Origin of the sequence: Enteractinococcus coprophilus, assembly GCF_006716305.1 — a bacterium.
Lineage (GTDB): Bacteria > Actinomycetota > Actinomycetes > Actinomycetales > Micrococcaceae > Yaniella > Yaniella coprophila.
In genome coordinates, this window is the sequence record NZ_VFOU01000003.1 from 547,730 (window position 1) to 564,078 (window position 16,349).

Below are 16,349 nucleotides of genomic sequence, written 5' to 3' on the forward strand. Positions count from 1 at the left end.
GCTGTTACAAGGCACTAATTAGTCGATCGACTTACTGCGGAGGGAAACCCACCAGGCGGTCAGACCAGCACCAACGCTCAGCAGACCGCCAAGGGTCAGCAACAGTGCGCGCTGGGCACCGGTGTTCGCTAGAGTTCCGGTGTTCTCCACGTCATCGTTGACGCTCGAGCCGGTTCCATCGACCGCATCATCAGAGCCACCGGTTCCGGCGTCGTCCGAATCGTTTGAGGTTCCGGAGCCGCCTTGGGCGTCGTCGTTCTGGGCGTTGGCATCGTCGTCCTGGGTGCCACCGGTCTGCTGTCCGCCGGCAACTTCGGTCACGGTGATGGCGCGGGTGGCAGAAGCCTGGTTGCCGTTGGAATCTTCGACGACGTAGGTCAGCACGTAGGTGCCGGGGGTGTCGACGTCGATGGCGCCGATGACCTGCACGGCGTCGGTCAGGTCGCCGTCGGTGTTATCGGTTGCGCTGACACCGGCCATTGGGTCGAAGGCCTCACCGGTCGTGATGGTTGCGGCTTCTGGGATGGTCAGCTCGGGGGCGACGTCGTCGGTCCCGGCTGCGGTTGCGGTGAACACACCCATCTGGTGGACCTCACCGGGAGCTAGATCATCGCCGGATTCGGCGTCGCGGCTGACCACGTACCAGGCGTAGGTTTCGCCTTCGGTCAGCCCGGACCAGGTGACTTCGGCGGGCCAGCCGGAGTCAGCGGTGGCTTCACCGATGACCTCGTCGGTTGGGGTGGTGACCAGCACCTGCTCGGTGGTGAATGAGGTCTGCCGGCGGGTCTCGAGCTGGATGGGCAGTCGGGTGTCGTCTTCGGTGCCGTTGTAGCGTTCGCGGTCGTCGTACTCGGTCGCGCCGAAGTTGTCGAGCATTGGCGAGTAGGTGTCGATGGCCATTTCGGAGGCATCGACGTCGATTTGCAGCATGCGGAAGAAGCTGGCCCCGAAGCGCAGCATGTCATCGGGGTTGCGATCGTCGATGCCAGCCAGGCCCAGTTCTTCGGCGGAGACTTCGTAGAACTGGTAGTCGGCCAGCAGTTCGACGATGTTGTTGCCGTAGGTGCCAACATCCTTGCGGACCTCGATGTTCACGCCGTGTTCGTGACCGGATAGCACCAGGAACACGTTGTCGTGTTGCTGCAGCACGGACTGGTCGATCTCAGCGCCGTCGTGGGAGAAGGAGCCGCCGCGGCCATCGGCGTTGTTGCTCGGTGCGCGGTGGGCGTGGGTCATGACCATCGCGTTGCGGTCCGAGTATTGGTCGAGCACATCGGAGGCCCAGTCGAGTTCTTCTTGGGTTACGTCGTAGCCTAAGTGGACGGCGATGAAGTCCAGGCCACCGGCGGTGAACAGGTCGTAGTGGTTTTCGTTGTCGCCCTCGCGCCACGGGGTGCAGGAGGCTTGGGCGTCTTGCCAGCCGGCGGTTTGTTCCAGTGCTTCGTAGCGTTCGGGACCGAAGTAGTCGTTGTAGAGGCTCTCAGCGCCGACGTCGTTACCGGAGCGGTTGTCGTGGTTGCCCGGCAGCACGCCGTTGACGATCTCGGCATCATCCAGGGTCTGCTGCGCGGAGGAGGCGAATTCGAATTCCTCGACCGCGATCTCACGGTAGCCCGCTTCGTCATCGACGGGGCCACCGGTGTGCCAGTTTTCGATGATGTCACCGGTATGGGCCACGTAGTCAATCTTGCGCTCATCAGCGTTTTCGACAATCCAGTCGATCGTGTCGGTGTAGGACTGCGCCCAGATGGCCTGTTGTTCTTCCGAATACGCATCCTCTGCGGCACCCTCGGCCAGGTACTGGGTGTCGGTCAGGTGCGCAATCGCAAAGTCATAGTCCTCAGTGTCCTCAAAGGAATCGGCCACCTCATTGGCCAGGTCATCTGAGAACGGATCCTCAGCCACCACCAGCACCGAGACAGCACCATCGGCATTCAGATGCTCGGCAACCAGTTCACCCGATAACACCAGTTCACCCTCGGTCAGCCCGCGACCTGCGGCCACGGCATCCCAGGACTCGGCCGCGGTGTTCCACACCATCAGGGTCACTTCACGACTCGGATCCACCGAGCCAGCCCAGCGGACGGTCTGCCCCTCGACGGCGTCGCCGACGGCCACATCAAAGCGCTGGAACGCGACCTGATCCTGCGCAGCCGACAAGCTCTCACCGGAACCGTCAATCTCAGCACCATCGTCGTAGTCGAACTCCAGGGTCGTCGGGACTTCATGCGTCAGGCCCTGGAAGCCTTCTTGAGCGATGTCAGTCTCACCGGCGTAGAAAGTCGAGGTGACGTCTCCCCCATCAGGGTTGGTCGCCCGCGCCGACAGCGTCACGGTCCCCTGACCCTGTGCCGTATCGGTACCCCCGGTTTCTGGAATCGATCCGGAGGTAAACGTAATCTCCTCAGCAATCGGCTGCCCGAAGACCGTCTTGCCTTCGACGCCGATCACATGCTCACCGCTGGTCAGGCCAACACCAAATTCATCACCAATTGCAATCAGCTCTCCATCCAGCGTGTAGGACGTATCCTGAGCAACCAGAGCCGGTTCTTCCCACTGGACATCAAATACGGTGTTGCCGGTAATGTGCTCACCGGCAGCAGGTGTCGATGACGCAATCTCGGTCGTTTGATCCTGCAGACCAGCAAAGGTTTCATCATTCATCGCCGCCACCTGGTCGGCGGTTAGCGCGTCACTAAACACCCGAGCCGAAGCCAGAGTTGAAGTCGAATAGAACTGTGCACCGTTCGTTTAAGAGTCTGCGCCAAGTGTCATATTGTGCGCGCCAGTATTTGCGGGCCAGGTCATCTCGCTGCCAACGGTCTCCACCTCAGCGGCGAGTTCACCATTCACATACAGTCTGGCCGTTTGGTCTGCACCATCGAAGGTCGCCACCGCGTGGTACCACTGGTTCGGTTCGATCTGAACACCGATGTTCTGATAGCTCCCGGTGTGCAACTCAAAGGTCAGGCGGTCGGCAAACATCGCCACGGCAAAACCACCGGCCTCTTTATTGGCACACAGGTTGGTCTGGCCCGACGACGGCAGATCACCGTTATACCGGAACACACATTCCACCGAAAACGAGTCGGTCATCTGTTCGTACTGGTCACCGAATGGGTACTGCAGCGCAGATTCACCATCGAAAGTTACGGCGTTGCGGTCCAGTGCCGGATCCAGCTCTATCTGCGGATTCCCGTGTTCAGTGATCGGCAGATTCTGTGCGGTATCGGCAGCGGTGCCCTCGGCGAAGTCCACGTCGAGAATATCGGCCGCAGGAACTTCTGCTGGTGCCGGTTGTTGGACGGCAGCCGGAACGACAGCTGTGGTTTGATCGGCCATTGCCGAAACCGGCATGACGGCGCTAGTAAAGGCCATGCCGACGGTCAGTGGCACAGACACTGCAAGCGGAAGCTTCTTGGGCGACTTGGAGGGTTGAGCAGAGCCAGACTGATGTGTGGCGTTCATGTTCTCTCTTTCAATGCACGAAAACTCGACGCTGTGATGGCGACGTGGTAAAGCGGACACGTCATCATAGACACTCGTTTGTCACGGGTGAGGCAAGGAGAAAAGAACGCTCCGACAAGAGAAGATGAATATTAAACTAATTGGCGAGCGCGTCATGACATCGAGCATTGGCCACTCTCGATAATGCCAATGACGACGGCGCTAGTGCACCGATTTACTGCAACCCCGCTCATACAATTCCGCATGAGCACTTGACCTCAGCATAGGATGTCTGCATTTCGCAATTACTGAAGTCCACTTCCTTAAATGAACTTGGGATGCTTCGTTACTTCGAGCAGACTGTCTCTGGGCTCAAAACTCTCGAAGAAACCTCACGGCAAGCGGGTATTTTATTACGACAACTTCTCTCAACTTTTAATGGCTCTGCGACAGCACATATGTTCCCGCCCATTTATAATTATCGATGAAGATCTGCCCAACAAGATTCGACTGATCGAGCTATAGCCAGGGGCCATCCCGCGGAGAGGAATCTTCCCACCTTAGACGCCATCTACTGACGCGCAGAAATTAGCCTAGCTGATTCCAAGATGCGCAATGCATGTGCTCGCGCTTCGAACCCCTGATGCGAGCCATTTTGAAGTGCTGCAGAAAGCCAGCCAGGTCCTTTAGAAACCCCAATCCCTGGTGCTAATCGTTCAAGTTCACCCTCGCGGACACAACAGATGCCTAAAGAATCGAGATTCTCCATGAGCCTTTCGGCATGTTGTTCAGCTTGTCCTGTGAAAGTGCGCATGCCATATCGTTTTAACTTCTGAAAACCTGATTCGCTTGTACGAGTAATGGGCTTGAGTAAACTCCTCACGTTCGTGTCCCAGGGTTGACTAGCAACAGGCTCAAGTACCTGTTTGATCGAGTTGAGAACGTGTCCATTGGTCCATTGCACGTCAGTGGGCCTCAGCTGGTGGACGGCCATCGTGTAATCATTTTCAAATTCCGCCCAATTGCCTCCGAACGCAGCGACGAGCGCTCGGAGCTTTGTTGCACTATCTAGAATATCTAGATCGACACACGCGACAACGGGAACATTAGCAGCGCGGAGGGCGGTAACAACCTTTGAAATCCCATCCTTACCACCAGCAGGAATGAATAAAATTTCACTTGGCGAGATGGCAAGAGAATCTGTCTCATCGACTGCATCGATCGCAGCCTCATAGAACTTACAATCCTGATCTGCTTCTGCCACAACAACCACGCGATGAAATAGGCCTTCGAGGACATTAGAATAGCGCATGACAGGATCAGTCCACAGAGATTCAACCTCTGGCGCAGATAATTGGTCTGCGGTAGTTACATCTTCATTGCGGTCTAATCTGACGACAGACATCGTAGTTTCGGAAGACAACAATCCTGCCATCAGATTGCGGTCATGGGTCGCCAATATAATTTGAACCTCGCGTTTTAAAGCTATGTCCCCGAGGACTTTGCCAAGTTCGAAAGCCTGCGGTGGATGCAGAAATGCCTCTGGTTCATCGATCAAAATAATCGGATAACTGGCTGTTATTACAGGAAGCAACAGACCGATCAAACTTTTCATCCCATCACCTTGAGTCGCAAGGCCTGGCAAGTTGCTCAGTGCTTTCCTATATTCGCTAGTCACAGCATCAACCGGTGGCGCTTCCATCTGAGTCGCGCCTACCCGCAGCTGGGTATGACCGGATAGTCGATCAAGGGTCAAGTCTTTCCGAAATACCCTTCTGGACACCTGTCGGATTTCGCGTAGAACATCTTCGCGGTCCTCAAGAATATGCACTGGGTGCTTTGGCGGATCGCTTATATCCGGGCGCTGCGAAATAGGTTTCACCAGCTCAAAACGATCCGTCGCAGTGGAGTGATGGACAAAGAAAGAAGCGAGCTGCCCTAGCGTCTCCCGTTCCCATAAGCTCTCTAATTCATTCAGAGGCAAGGGACGAGTAGTTTTTTGACTCACAAAACCCGAGCTTGGTGCCTCAACGAAGCTTGCATGACTTTCCAGCCAGGTGGATAACGATCCTCGATCACCTTGTCGTTCGAGGTCTACGTCAGTTACAACTAGGCCGTCGCTCGTAGCATCACGTGCATAAGGACTGCGAGCTATCCATGAATTGATCTCATTGAGCAGAGTAGATTTTCCCACATTGTTTCCACCGACTATGGCAACGACGCCCGCGTGAGGAAACTGTATGGTCTTTTGATTAATAGTAACGGAGTCGATTTTGATGGTCAGGGGGTCATCTTGGAAATCGTCCTTGTTCGCAGTGATTGTCATGCCACACATTATGACATCGATATTCAACGCTTATTTAAGATCTCTCTAACTGCTCGCTCAAGAAAATAGCCGCCCGAATCGAAGCGATAATCCCAAAAATTCATCAGGCCACCTGGTACCGGACCCGAAGTGTTAACCTCAACGACCGATGCATTGGAGCCTTCGGAACTAAGGACGCGTGCCCGCTCCCCGAGCGGCGGTCATTTGGGCGTTCCAAAGTCAACATCGGGTCCTTAGCGCGGTTCAGAAAAGTGAAGCGGTCTCTTCGTAATCGTCTGCAAGCTTTGTGGATGTGCCATAAATTCAAACAGGCCTTCTGAATCTCTCTAACTCCAGTTCCTTCTTTCAAGACGACGTGTAGGCTTACCAAATATTTCAGGAATCACTGTCGGATTAACATTCACAGCCTGCGGCAGTCCTGAACCAATGAATAATTCTGATGTTTCTGTCTCACACATCAGCGAGGCTGGTTCACATCAAACGCTCGACGAATTAGTAGGTACTTGGGAACGCATCACCGAACGTTCTTGCGAAGCATCTTTAACCAGTGCAGATTATTATCAGGCCCAGAGAGTAAGCTGCACGACTGACTCAGTTCTCTCTACATATGACTCAGCTGCAGCTATTAAACAGAATCTTGATTTACTGGATGAACTTGAGCGTGAGCTTGAAAGTAAGAGCCGCTGGCTTGTAGGCCAAAACTGGACTGTGAACGTACCTGAAGAACTCCTTGAGGAATTTCAAAGGGACCTCGATGGAATAGTGGTAACTTTAGGCTCCTAAACTTGCGCGTCCCGCGAGAACGAGTCCAATCGAGGAATCGTTCTCGCGGGACTCATATTGCACCACGTGATCCAACTGAGGTTAGCTACGCCGCCGAACACACTAGATAAGGTATATCGCTAGGTGGCTAATATCGATAGGGCCGCTCGTGGCTCCAGCCGATGAATCTCGCCGAGCCACCGACATCCGCGATATAGCTACGTTGTGAAGCGAATCAGCAGGTAGTTCATTGAGTTACGAGGATGTGAGATCTGCCAGTGGTAAGTCCTGTAGCAACATTGAGCAAATCCACCCACCACTAACAGCACTGGGCCGTCAGCGGCTTCAGTGACGGTCTCACACGGGTCGCGATGGCCTGGTTGCCGGTCGCTAGCGACAGATTCTCTGTGCTCGGCAGCGTTTTCGACCATCCCGTTGATCATCTCAGCGTAGGACTGCGACCAGATAGCCAGTTGCTCTTCTAAATACGCTTCGTCTGCGGCACCCTCGAAGTGAGACTGAGCGTCTGCAGCTGTGTGATCGCAAAGTCGTAACCGTCGGGTCTTCAAACGAATCGGTAACCTCGTTCTCAAGGGCAGGGCAAGCAGGGGTTCCTGAGGCAACTATCGATTTCTTAGGCTAAGCCCCACAAGCTGCCCATCGACCGATTCCTGCTAGCCTATTGAGGATGAGTCAGAAAGAAAGCGCTTCGTGGACAAGGTTAATGAATATCGTGTCCAAATCAGGTTCTCCGAACCCGAAAAGAGTTCGCCGGGTCCTGTCGGAGGACGACGAGCGCTTTCTTCGCGACATCGAGAAAACTCACCTGGCTAAGGACCCAAGTGTTGAGGACCTCTTCGGCGAAACACAAGGCCTGGAGCCCATCGGCGAGAAAGCCTCTTTGCCAGAATATTTCAAAGAGCTCTGGCAACGTCGTCACTTCATTTGGCGCGAGTCAAAAAACAAGGTACTCAACCAAACGTCAAATACCTTTCTTGGACCGTTTTGGTTAGTCATTAACCCGCTGCTACTTGCTGCGTTCTACTGGGTAGTTTTCGGCATCGTGCTGGGTATCAGCCGTGGGATGGACAACTTCGTTGCTTTCATCATTATCGGTATCCTGATGTTCCGTTTCAGTAGCGGCATCATGTCCCAAGCCACCAAAGCGATTGAAAGCTCGCGCAGTATGATCCGCGCGTTCTCGTATCCCCGAGCTGCCATACCCATCTCACTGGTGGTGCGCGAAACGCTAGGCCAATTTATCGTCATGGCTGTCATGATCGTGATGATTCTAGCAATACCCCCGCACGTCTCCATCGACGCCACTTGGTTACTGTTCCCCGTTGTCTTCCTTCTACACATTCTCATCAACGCGGGCTTTGCCTTCTTCTTCAGCCGGCTGGGCTATAAGATGCCGGACTTCGCCCAGGCCATGAGCTTTATAGTCCGCATCCTCATGTATGGCTCTGGAGTCATCTTTCCGGTCGAACGATTCATTGAAAATGAATTGGCATTGACCATCGTAAAAGCCAATCCAATCTATATGCTGCTCGACTCATACCGTTCCATCCTGATGGAAAATACCGTCCCCGCAGCCTCGACCTGGTTGGGTCTGGCCGCTTGGGCTATTGGCTTGGCAGTCCTTGGTTTTTGGTACTTCTGGAAAGGTGAGGAGGAATACGCGCGTGAACGCCGCTAAACCTCCTATTACCCTTGCCGCCGACGACATCCATATGACCTACCAGGTGCGATACACCGGCAAAGGGCGCAACCCGCTCAACCATCTACGACGAGTTCCTAAACCCGTACTCAAAGGCATCTCATTCTATGTGCGTGAAAAAGAGTTCGTCGGAGTTATCGGACGTAACGGATCCGGCAAGAGTACCTTGCTACGAATCCTTGCCGGCCTGGAAACCCCAACCTCGGGCCGGGTCTTCAGTTCGGCCAAGCCTCAGCTACTAGGCGTCGGCGCAGCGCTGATGCCAGCGCTCTCCGGCCACGAGAACGTCATGCTCGGATTGCTCGCGATGGGATTCACACCAGAAGAAGCAGAAGAGATTCGTCCTTCCGTCATTGATCTAGCCCAAATCGGACGGGCTATCCATACCCCAATGAATACCTATTCCTCGGGGATGGGCGCCCGTCTGCGGTTTGCCATCTCAGTTGCCGCACGCCCAAAGATCCTAATGGTCGACGAAGCGCTCGCCACAGGTGATGCCTCGTTCCAGGAACGTTCAAAAGCAGCTATGGACGCCATGATTGAACGTGCTGGAACTGTCTTCCTCGTTAACCACTCCAGGGAAGCAATTGAGGGCATGTGCAACCGGGTGATCTGGCTCGAGGATGGCGAGGTAGTCGCCGACGGACAGCCTGAACAAAAGATGGAGCAATATATGGTGTACGTTTCTGCCCTGGCCCGTGAAGAATACGAATATGCCGCAGAGTTCCTTGGAAAAGTTAAAGAAGCTTATGGGGTTCAGCGTCCAGCTTTCAATAGGGGGTAACCTACGACAGGCCGTTCTGTCCTTGAGTTGTTGGAAGACCTAGCCTGAGCAGGCGAGGCGTATCAAGGTTGTTGGACAGGTTGATGATTATCACACAGGATCAAGAACATGGCAATATCTCCACGTCGAAAGTTCAGTGCGCAGTTCAAGGCTGAGGCTGTACAGATGGTTATGCAAAACGATCGTCCTATCGCGCAAGTGGCCAAAGAACTGGAGATTAATGACGGCACGCGGGGCAACCGGGTGATACTGTACCGGGAGAAAAACCCTGAGCTGCACCGGCGTTGAAGCCCCTAGATCGGGTGCGGTTAGCGGAGTACGAAGCTGAGGTTCGTGAGCTGCGGATGGAGAATGAGTTCACAAAAAGCCGCAGCCTTCCTCGCCAAGGAACAGACTAAACGCCAAGTCAGCCATGATTTTAGCGGAGAAGGACAACTACCCAATCGCCTGGATGTGCCGTCGACTCGGTGTTACCCGCTCTTCGCTTTATGCCCGGTGTGACCGCGCTTACACCATCGCTGCCACCCAAGTCCGCCGGGAGGCCCTCAAACCTGAATTCCAACCTCTTCAGGTTTTTACACGGTGCTGTTGGTTACCGCCGAGTAGCTGCCAAACTCGATGAAGAAGGCATCGTCCGCTCGGTTGGAATGGGCGCCGCTCTGATGCGCGAGACGGGAATTGCCGCGATCCAACCGCGTGCGTATAAACGCGCCACAGTCCCAGTTGATCAGGCTCAGGTGTTGCGCAGTGGAAAGCACAGCAAGCGCGAAACGCCCGAAGGTGGCCATGCTGGTGACGATTCATCAACTTCGTGACTACCTTCAGGATCGTCTGGCAAGACAGTTAGGGAATGAGGATGACACTGTAGTTTCAGGGCCAATGCCACCGGCTTGGAAGTGCCTCAATAAACCGCACCGAGGAGATCGTAAGTGGTCCACGGCGCGGAGCCCGGAGCAAATTTCTAGTCAGTTGCCCCTGGATTTTCCCGATGATGAAAGTATGCGTATTAGCCACGAAGCGATTTATCAGTCCCTGTATATCGAAGCCCGCGGGGCCCTGAAACGTGAACTGGTCGCCGCGTTGTGCACCGGCCGGGCGCTTCGCAAGCCCCGAGCCCTCTCCCGGTCCAATCCTCATGGGCATGTGACAGAAGATATCGTGATCTCTCAACGCCCTGCAGAGGCTGCGGATCGGATCGTCCCAGGCTATTGGGAAGGCTATCTGATCATCGGTACAGGGCGTTCAGCAATCGGCAGCGTGATTGAACGCAGCAGCCGCAGGATCTTGCTGGCGCATTTTGCTCAGACCCCAAGGCTGGGGCGGCACGCCACGAGTGAAAAACGGCCCAGTACTCGGTGGTTACGGGGCGGCCCCATGAAAGCCGCGTTACAAGCTACGATGATGCGTTTGCCCTCACAACTACGCCGGACACTGACCTGGGACCGTGGAACAGGACGGGCTACCCATGCGGATTTCATGCCTGCTACGGGGACGAGGATGTTCTTTACGAACCCGCCTTCACCGTGGCAGCACCCAACCAATGAAAACACCAATGGTTTGCTACGTCAATATTTTCTCAAAGGTACTGATCTGTCCCAATGGGAGGCAGCCGACCTAGAAACCGTCGCTTTGACGCTCAATAACCGAACACGTAAAGTCCTGGGTTTCAAGACCCAGGCAGAAGTCTTCGCCGACCAGCTACAATCAAGTCATAACAGCAGTGTTGCTACCACCGATTGAACTCACCCTGAACCAAACTAACGCCATGGAAAACAGTCACCCATCCGGGGAGTGACACAACCGCACCTTCTGCCAGTAGCCCTGGTAGACGTGCCTGTTGCCCTTCCCCTGCGGATCGCCTACTAGGGCTGCACTGGGAGGGGCCACTCTTTAGGATTCACTGGCATACCCAGTAGTCCGGGCTCAACCATTTCAATCATCCGATGAAAAACTGTCGAGTCGTCCCTGCGCTCCACTGGCACGCTTAGCATGGCCTCGAAAATAGACCGCGAGTTGAACGGGATAAACGCAACCCCATAAAAATCACGCTCTAACATCGACACCCCATGCCACGCAGACATCCGATGCTCCCAATAGAACTGATCGAATGGATCGAGGAAGTCTGCTGCGGCAAAGAACTCAGAGTCCTCAATATAGGACTGAAACCCTAAAAGCGAGACATCATCAAATCGCGCCTTACCGTGCGCTTCAATAGCGTCTCGAACCTTCGGCCCCATGGCTTGAGTATGCAGATTGCGCATGGCCCCAGCAGTAACCGGACCTTTGACCCCTTTTCTCCTTTGGGCCTGGTAGAAACTCCTGCCGATTTCCAACAAATTCCCAGAAACCGCAACAGCATCGGAACTCCCAAACCAGCTACTCAGAGCGCCCACATGGGCTTTATGATGGGTCGCAAAATTGGCTTCATCCAAGCGCAATGCCAATTCCTTAGATGTTCTGACATGGGGCACTACACTATGGGACACCCCGTAACATGCTGCTAGGTCAGCTGCAAACAGTCGATCCCTTTTCGTATCATTCCCCAAACCGTAGGTGTAAGTGGAGAACTCAAACCCTGAGTTCAGCCCGACTGCGAAAATCACCCGAGAGTCCAGGCCGGCCGTTAGTGCCATATTCATCACACGGCCCCTAGCCATGTTCCGGAAGGCGTTAGTAGCTGCTTCAAGGCACTCCGCTGCCACCTCATCAACGGATCGCTGGTTAAGCTGACGAGTCGGCCAGAAACGACGGGTGCTATTATTTGCAACGTCATAGTAAGTGTTGGGAATAAGAAGCTTCGTGCGCAGATATGGTGTGCGATTGCCAGGGTATCCGTATTTGAAAGGCAGCTCATCTTTTCGGGAAATACCGCCTAGTGCATGCTCGACCAGGAGGGCATGTGAGGCCACGACACCGCCTTCACCGGCATAGAACACGGCCCTCATCCCCGTGGCATCACTGACAATCTTCGATTCGCTCTGACTGCCAAATATGACCGCATGTCGGCCAGCGTACTTGCTCAGGACTGCAAAAAACTTGTCCTCACTAACACGCAGGGCTTCGAGCAACACATGGGCTGGTGACGCATCTTGAATTGATGTCGTTGAGACACAGTGTCCAATGATCACCACAAACAAATTCCCGTTCCCGGAAGTATCAACTTCCGTCCTGGGGTGCACAAAGAAATGCTCTAATAACGGTCCCGGAACGTAAGTAGGCGGCGCTTCAACCGGACGGCTAGCGAATAAAAACCCACACGGAAACCGCGGAACTTCAAGATGTGACATATGAAGCAGCCTACCCAGAAAGGCTCTACACCACTGCATATGACTATCTAGATGGCCACCCTTGGATCCACACAGCCGAAAATCATTGCCACACTGATCGGCGCCGCTTATAACGTCAGTGCCTTATACAACAGCATGAGTGAGATTCCAGCCGTCGGAACCATTCGCTGCAAACGTTAGATTCTAGTCTACCTCTATCCTCTGGCTCGATGCAGCGCGGTACTGCATTCTTCGATCAGATCCCGGAATGCGACAGCGCTTGACCATTTACCCGTAGTAAGATCCACAATATGATTGTTTCCTTGGCAGACGTGACCACACACCACGACGTACCCACACAAGAACTCCCAGACCACACCGAGTTCGCGCCTTTAAGCGCACTAGGAGTCACCAAATATCGGGCACGTCTACCAAAGAGCACTCACCTCGAAGCACTGCTGATCAACAAGCAATCCGATGTCCTAGTAGTTGCGTTTCATGGGGCAACGCTACGACGCAAAAGACCGATACCACGATTCGAATGGATGCGCACAATACGCGATACAGAGTACAGCAGTTTGTACTTTTCAGACCCATGCTTGCAACTGAGTGAGAAACTAGAGCTCGCCTGGTACACAGGATGGGAGAATCTTGACCTCTACCCCATCATCGCGGACTGGATCACTCAGGCGGCTGCGGCAGTAGGAGCATCACAAATCTTTCTTGTCGGAGCATCCGGCGGAGGGCTAGCTGCCCTACAAATCGCTACCTACTTACCTAACAGCACGGCGGTACCGTTCAATAGCCAGACCAGCATTTCAGGCTACCTAGTAAAAGGCACCCGTTACAGCGCACAACGCGCTTATCTGAATACCGTGATGCCACAACTCAAGCCATCGACACCACTCGAGGATCTCCCGCAGCGATAGACTGGGCAGCGCCATTAGGTGAACGACTCTCCGCCCTTGCACGGTACAAGACCAAACAACCAAACTATGTTTACTATGTACAAAACAATCACGATTACACGCACGTTGAGCAGCACTATAAACCGTTCCGCTTCGTGATTGAGGACAGTCCGAATAGCAACCGGTTCCAATTCGCTCATTACGAGGGGCCTGAAGCGCACGAACCACCAGCAAAGCGAGTATTCCTAGAGCACCTGCACAAAGCCGTGGAATGGCACGCAACACTCTAACAGTCTCAAATACGAAGAAATGCCCTACCAATTGGTGGGGCATTTCTTCTGAATCCTCACTTCTCCGGCAAACGCTCTGCTAAGTAAGTGTACAATCTTCGAACTGCAAAGACGATAATCGTACGTGGTGCTAGGTCTGATGGGGCCTGAAGAGACCTTGTCGGGCTGACTGCAAATCATAAACCGACCTCGCCCACGTATTGTCATACCTCTATACTTCCTCGAGCGCAACCGACTCTACTGGCTCTGCTAAGATCGGGGCAATCAGCTCTCGGTAGGACTTATGACTAAACCTTTGCTCCACAGCTTGCAAGGCACGTTTAGATTGCTCTTCATAAGCTATCGGATGCTCGTGAAAGTATCGAATAGTTTTTAGTACATCCTTTGGAGCTTTATAAACCGCAGCTTCCCCGAACACCTGTCTAAACCGCTCCGGCAAAATAACGACTAGACCGGTAGCTAAAGCCTCAAGTATGGCTCTACCAAAGGCTTCGATCGCCTGTTCATGTTGATAGAAGACATAATAATCTAGACTTTGCAGAAAACTGAGCGGCGACATTTCATTTGCAGAATATACCGTCCACCCGGGCGGCTCGATGGTGGTATCCAACACCTGCAAGGCGACCTTAGCGCCTCCTAGAATTCGAACATCAAATATTCCTTCACCGGGATAGACTCTTGCCAGGGTCTCTGCGGAGTTCGGCCACTTCATGGGATTATCACGAGAGTGCCTACCCACGACTGGAATCAAACTGCGTCGAGAACCTCTATCGGTTCTCCACTCACCAGGATTTACTATCCCAGGCATATCAAACTCAGCGAGAGAGGCTTCATTTAGGTAACTCCTAATAGCATCCCTGACCTGTGGCCCTTGAGGAACCCATAAAGGCCACCGTTTAAACATTAGGTTCGCATTCTTGTGGCAGTCAGATACTAGATATCGGATGTCCGATCCATCGAGCTCTGCTGGCGCTTGATTGGCGAGAACTATTAGTCGTTTGACATTCAAAGCGGAGGGGCTAGCGGGGGGAAACTGTAAGATAGGAGGATACCTGAGAATCAAAAGCTCTACCTCGACTGGATCGTCGTAGAGCACCTCCTGCACCTTTCCAGCATTCACGAGCTTTTGAATGGGTTCGCAAAGTGGCTGAGTTTCAGTAGCCATAAACCTGGCAGCTTCCAGATGAAGAATGCCCACGCTATATCCCGACTCAGTCAGTGCCGTGATCTCTTCCAACATAGATTTTTGTGGGCCCCCGAAATGGCGCCAATCCCCGGCGAAAACGACTTCGACTCTCGTCGGGAAGCTATTTGGGTCTGCGCGCAAAGCTCGCGGGATAGATATTGGAGGAAACTCATTGGGGTCGAGTTGTAAGTCGGCCTTGGGAGCATGGCGGTGCCAGAAGTTATACGCGGAACGAAATTGACGACGCGCAGGATGCTGCCACCCCGGTCGAAAATGTGAACGCGAGAGAGAATCTTTTAGAATTCGGATAATAGCAAGTGGCTTCTTAATATCGATGATTGCCTGGCCAGTTATCGCCTCAATACGTTGAGCTAATTCATTATCAGCGGCTTTTCGTATTGGTAAGAATCCGCCAGCTGCATTCATCACATTTCGACGAACCATTAAAGACGAAGCGTTAGCTCCTTCAGGCTTATAGCCTCGTCGAACCCTAGAAAGATTTTCCGTACAAGAGATCGCCCTCGTACGACACCCTGGCGCTGCTTTGTTTAACTCAAGGGCCTCTACTTGAAGTTCAAGCCTTTGGGGGTGTGACCAGTCATCGTCATCCTGCCCTGTAACTAATTCCCCCCGCGCCTGCGAGAAACCTATATTTCGCGCTCTGTAAGTACCGCCATTTTGCTCGCACGTAATCAGCCGTATCCGTGGATCTAAATTCACTACTTCGTTGATGACGTCCTGATACTCCTCACCAGAAGCATCGTCCACTATCAACAGCTCTAGGTTCGTCCACGTCTGCGCGAGAATGGAACCAACAGAGGTCATGAGTCCCTCCCGCGTTGGTTTGTATGTGGTCAATACCACGGTCACGTCGGGTATCTCACCCTCCGAGACGGGCACTCGAGTCCGGAGATCATGGGGAGTTTCTGCCTGCAACCTGTCGAACGGCGTCCCGGCCCGCTTGGACAACTTAATAGGTAATAGGTCATTCTGAGTAAATGACTGATTAAAGTTTTCGAGCCACTCCTCCGCTCTTTTGTGCCCTAGACCTTCCCTGAAAGGGTTGTAAGTCTCCGCTCGCAGATATCCGAAATATTCCCGATCCACGTCCGGATAGCGGTTGAGAAGCTCTCTCGCATATTCGTAGTCACCGGCCTCGATCAGGTCTTCGACCAAGAGTCGACGTAGTCGAGTAGAACCTTTTTTGGCTGGAGTGAGATTATTCGAAAGCTCTAGACAGCGGCGCCCCAACCTCTGATCTTCTGCGGAATCTGCCTGTAACAACAAGACTCTGCCGAGAGATCCCAACCGGACAGGATCTGTGATCTCCTGTTCGACTAAGTCAGCACGATTATATAGAAGGAGCTCTTTGATTTGTGAGAACGTCAGGCCACCAGACGTAGCTTGATGCGCCAAGAGAAAGCGAAAGTCCCTTGACTCTGTCCGAAGCGCCGTTGCTTCGATTGCCATTCTCAACTTCATGAATTTCTCTGCATAATCGGAAATCAACTCAGCGGAAGTGAGTCTGTCAAGATTTCTAACCACGAATACGAACCAGCCTTCTTAAGCACTATATCTCTAATTAGTAGTATGCCGTCCTTCTCCTACCACGTAGCCCAGTTGACGGGCCTAGCTCGGCATAGACTCACGTGATCTAAGA

The 16,349-nt window shown here is 53.5% G+C and carries 12 protein-coding genes; 6 read left to right on the forward strand and 6 right to left on the reverse strand.

The window, feature by feature from the left end; all coding sequences use genetic code 11:
* Positions 1-18: 18 nt before the first annotated feature.
* From FB556_RS10530 to FB556_RS10540, 3 genes are all read right to left on the reverse strand, one after another.
* The gene (locus FB556_RS10530; RefSeq protein ID WP_141867425.1) at positions 19-2,664 is read right to left on the reverse strand and encodes an immunoglobulin-like domain-containing protein; all 2,646 of its coding nucleotides are present in this window, start codon (positions 2,662-2,664) and stop codon (positions 19-21) included.
* Between the two features lie 87 nt (positions 2,665-2,751).
* On the reverse strand, positions 2,752-3,468 hold the full coding sequence (locus FB556_RS10535; RefSeq protein ID WP_141867427.1) for a LamG-like jellyroll fold domain-containing protein: 717 nt from the start codon (positions 3,466-3,468) through the stop codon (positions 2,752-2,754).
* A 550-nt stretch (positions 3,469-4,018) separates the two neighbouring features.
* Positions 4,019-5,773 (reverse strand): ATP-dependent nuclease, encoded by a 1,755-nt coding sequence (locus FB556_RS10540; protein WP_170200443.1) that lies wholly within the window; start codon positions 5,771-5,773, stop codon positions 4,019-4,021.
* Positions 5,774-6,199: 426 nt separating this feature from the next.
* Between FB556_RS10540 and FB556_RS10545 the strand changes: the two genes are divergently transcribed.
* The 4 genes from FB556_RS10545 (at position 6,200) to FB556_RS10560 (ending at position 9,327) form a co-directional block, all read left to right on the forward strand.
* Positions 6,200-6,556, forward strand: coding sequence for a hypothetical protein (locus FB556_RS10545; RefSeq protein ID WP_141867431.1), 357 nt, complete (start codon positions 6,200-6,202; stop codon positions 6,554-6,556).
* Positions 6,557-7,223: 667 nt separating this feature from the next.
* Positions 7,224-8,234, forward strand: a complete 1,011-nt coding sequence (locus FB556_RS10550; RefSeq protein WP_141867433.1) for an ABC transporter permease — start codon at positions 7,224-7,226, stop codon at positions 8,232-8,234.
* On the forward strand, positions 8,221-9,039 hold the full coding sequence (locus FB556_RS10555; RefSeq protein WP_246057393.1) for an ABC transporter ATP-binding protein: 819 nt from the start codon (positions 8,221-8,223) through the stop codon (positions 9,037-9,039). The genes FB556_RS10550 and FB556_RS10555 overlap by 14 nt, the downstream gene beginning before the upstream one ends.
* 108 nt (positions 9,040-9,147) lie before the next feature.
* Entirely contained in the window at positions 9,148-9,327 is a 180-nt protein-coding gene (locus FB556_RS10560) for a transposase (protein ID WP_141867435.1), read from the forward strand.
* Between the two features lie 287 nt (positions 9,328-9,614).
* Here the strand turns inward: FB556_RS10560 and FB556_RS10565 are convergent, their stop codons facing one another.
* Positions 9,615-9,827, reverse strand: coding sequence for a hypothetical protein (locus FB556_RS10565; RefSeq protein WP_141867437.1), 213 nt, complete (start codon positions 9,825-9,827; stop codon positions 9,615-9,617).
* On the opposite strand from FB556_RS10565, the gene FB556_RS10570 reads away from it, so the two are divergent.
* A complete protein-coding gene (locus FB556_RS10570) occupies positions 9,826-10,779 on the forward strand; it encodes an IS30 family transposase (protein WP_141867439.1) in 954 nt (317 codons plus the stop codon). The two genes, FB556_RS10565 and FB556_RS10570, sit on opposite strands and share 2 nt — an antisense overlap.
* A 122-nt stretch (positions 10,780-10,901) precedes the next feature.
* On the opposite strand, the gene FB556_RS10575 is transcribed toward FB556_RS10570, so the two are convergent.
* Positions 10,902-12,326, reverse strand: coding sequence for a hypothetical protein (locus tag FB556_RS10575; protein WP_141867441.1), 1,425 nt, complete (start codon positions 12,324-12,326; stop codon positions 10,902-10,904).
* A 578-nt stretch (positions 12,327-12,904) separates the two neighbouring features.
* Between FB556_RS10575 and FB556_RS10580 the strand changes: the two genes are divergently transcribed.
* On the forward strand, positions 12,905-13,234 hold the full coding sequence (locus FB556_RS10580; RefSeq protein ID WP_141867444.1) for an alpha/beta fold hydrolase: 330 nt from the start codon (positions 12,905-12,907) through the stop codon (positions 13,232-13,234).
* 480 nt (positions 13,235-13,714) lie between these two features.
* Here FB556_RS10580 and FB556_RS10585 read toward each other — a convergent pair whose 3' ends face one another.
* The gene (locus tag FB556_RS10585; protein WP_170200444.1) at positions 13,715-16,159 is read right to left on the reverse strand and encodes a glycosyltransferase; all 2,445 of its coding nucleotides are present in this window, start codon (positions 16,157-16,159) and stop codon (positions 13,715-13,717) included.
* Positions 16,160-16,349: the final 190 nt, after the last annotated feature.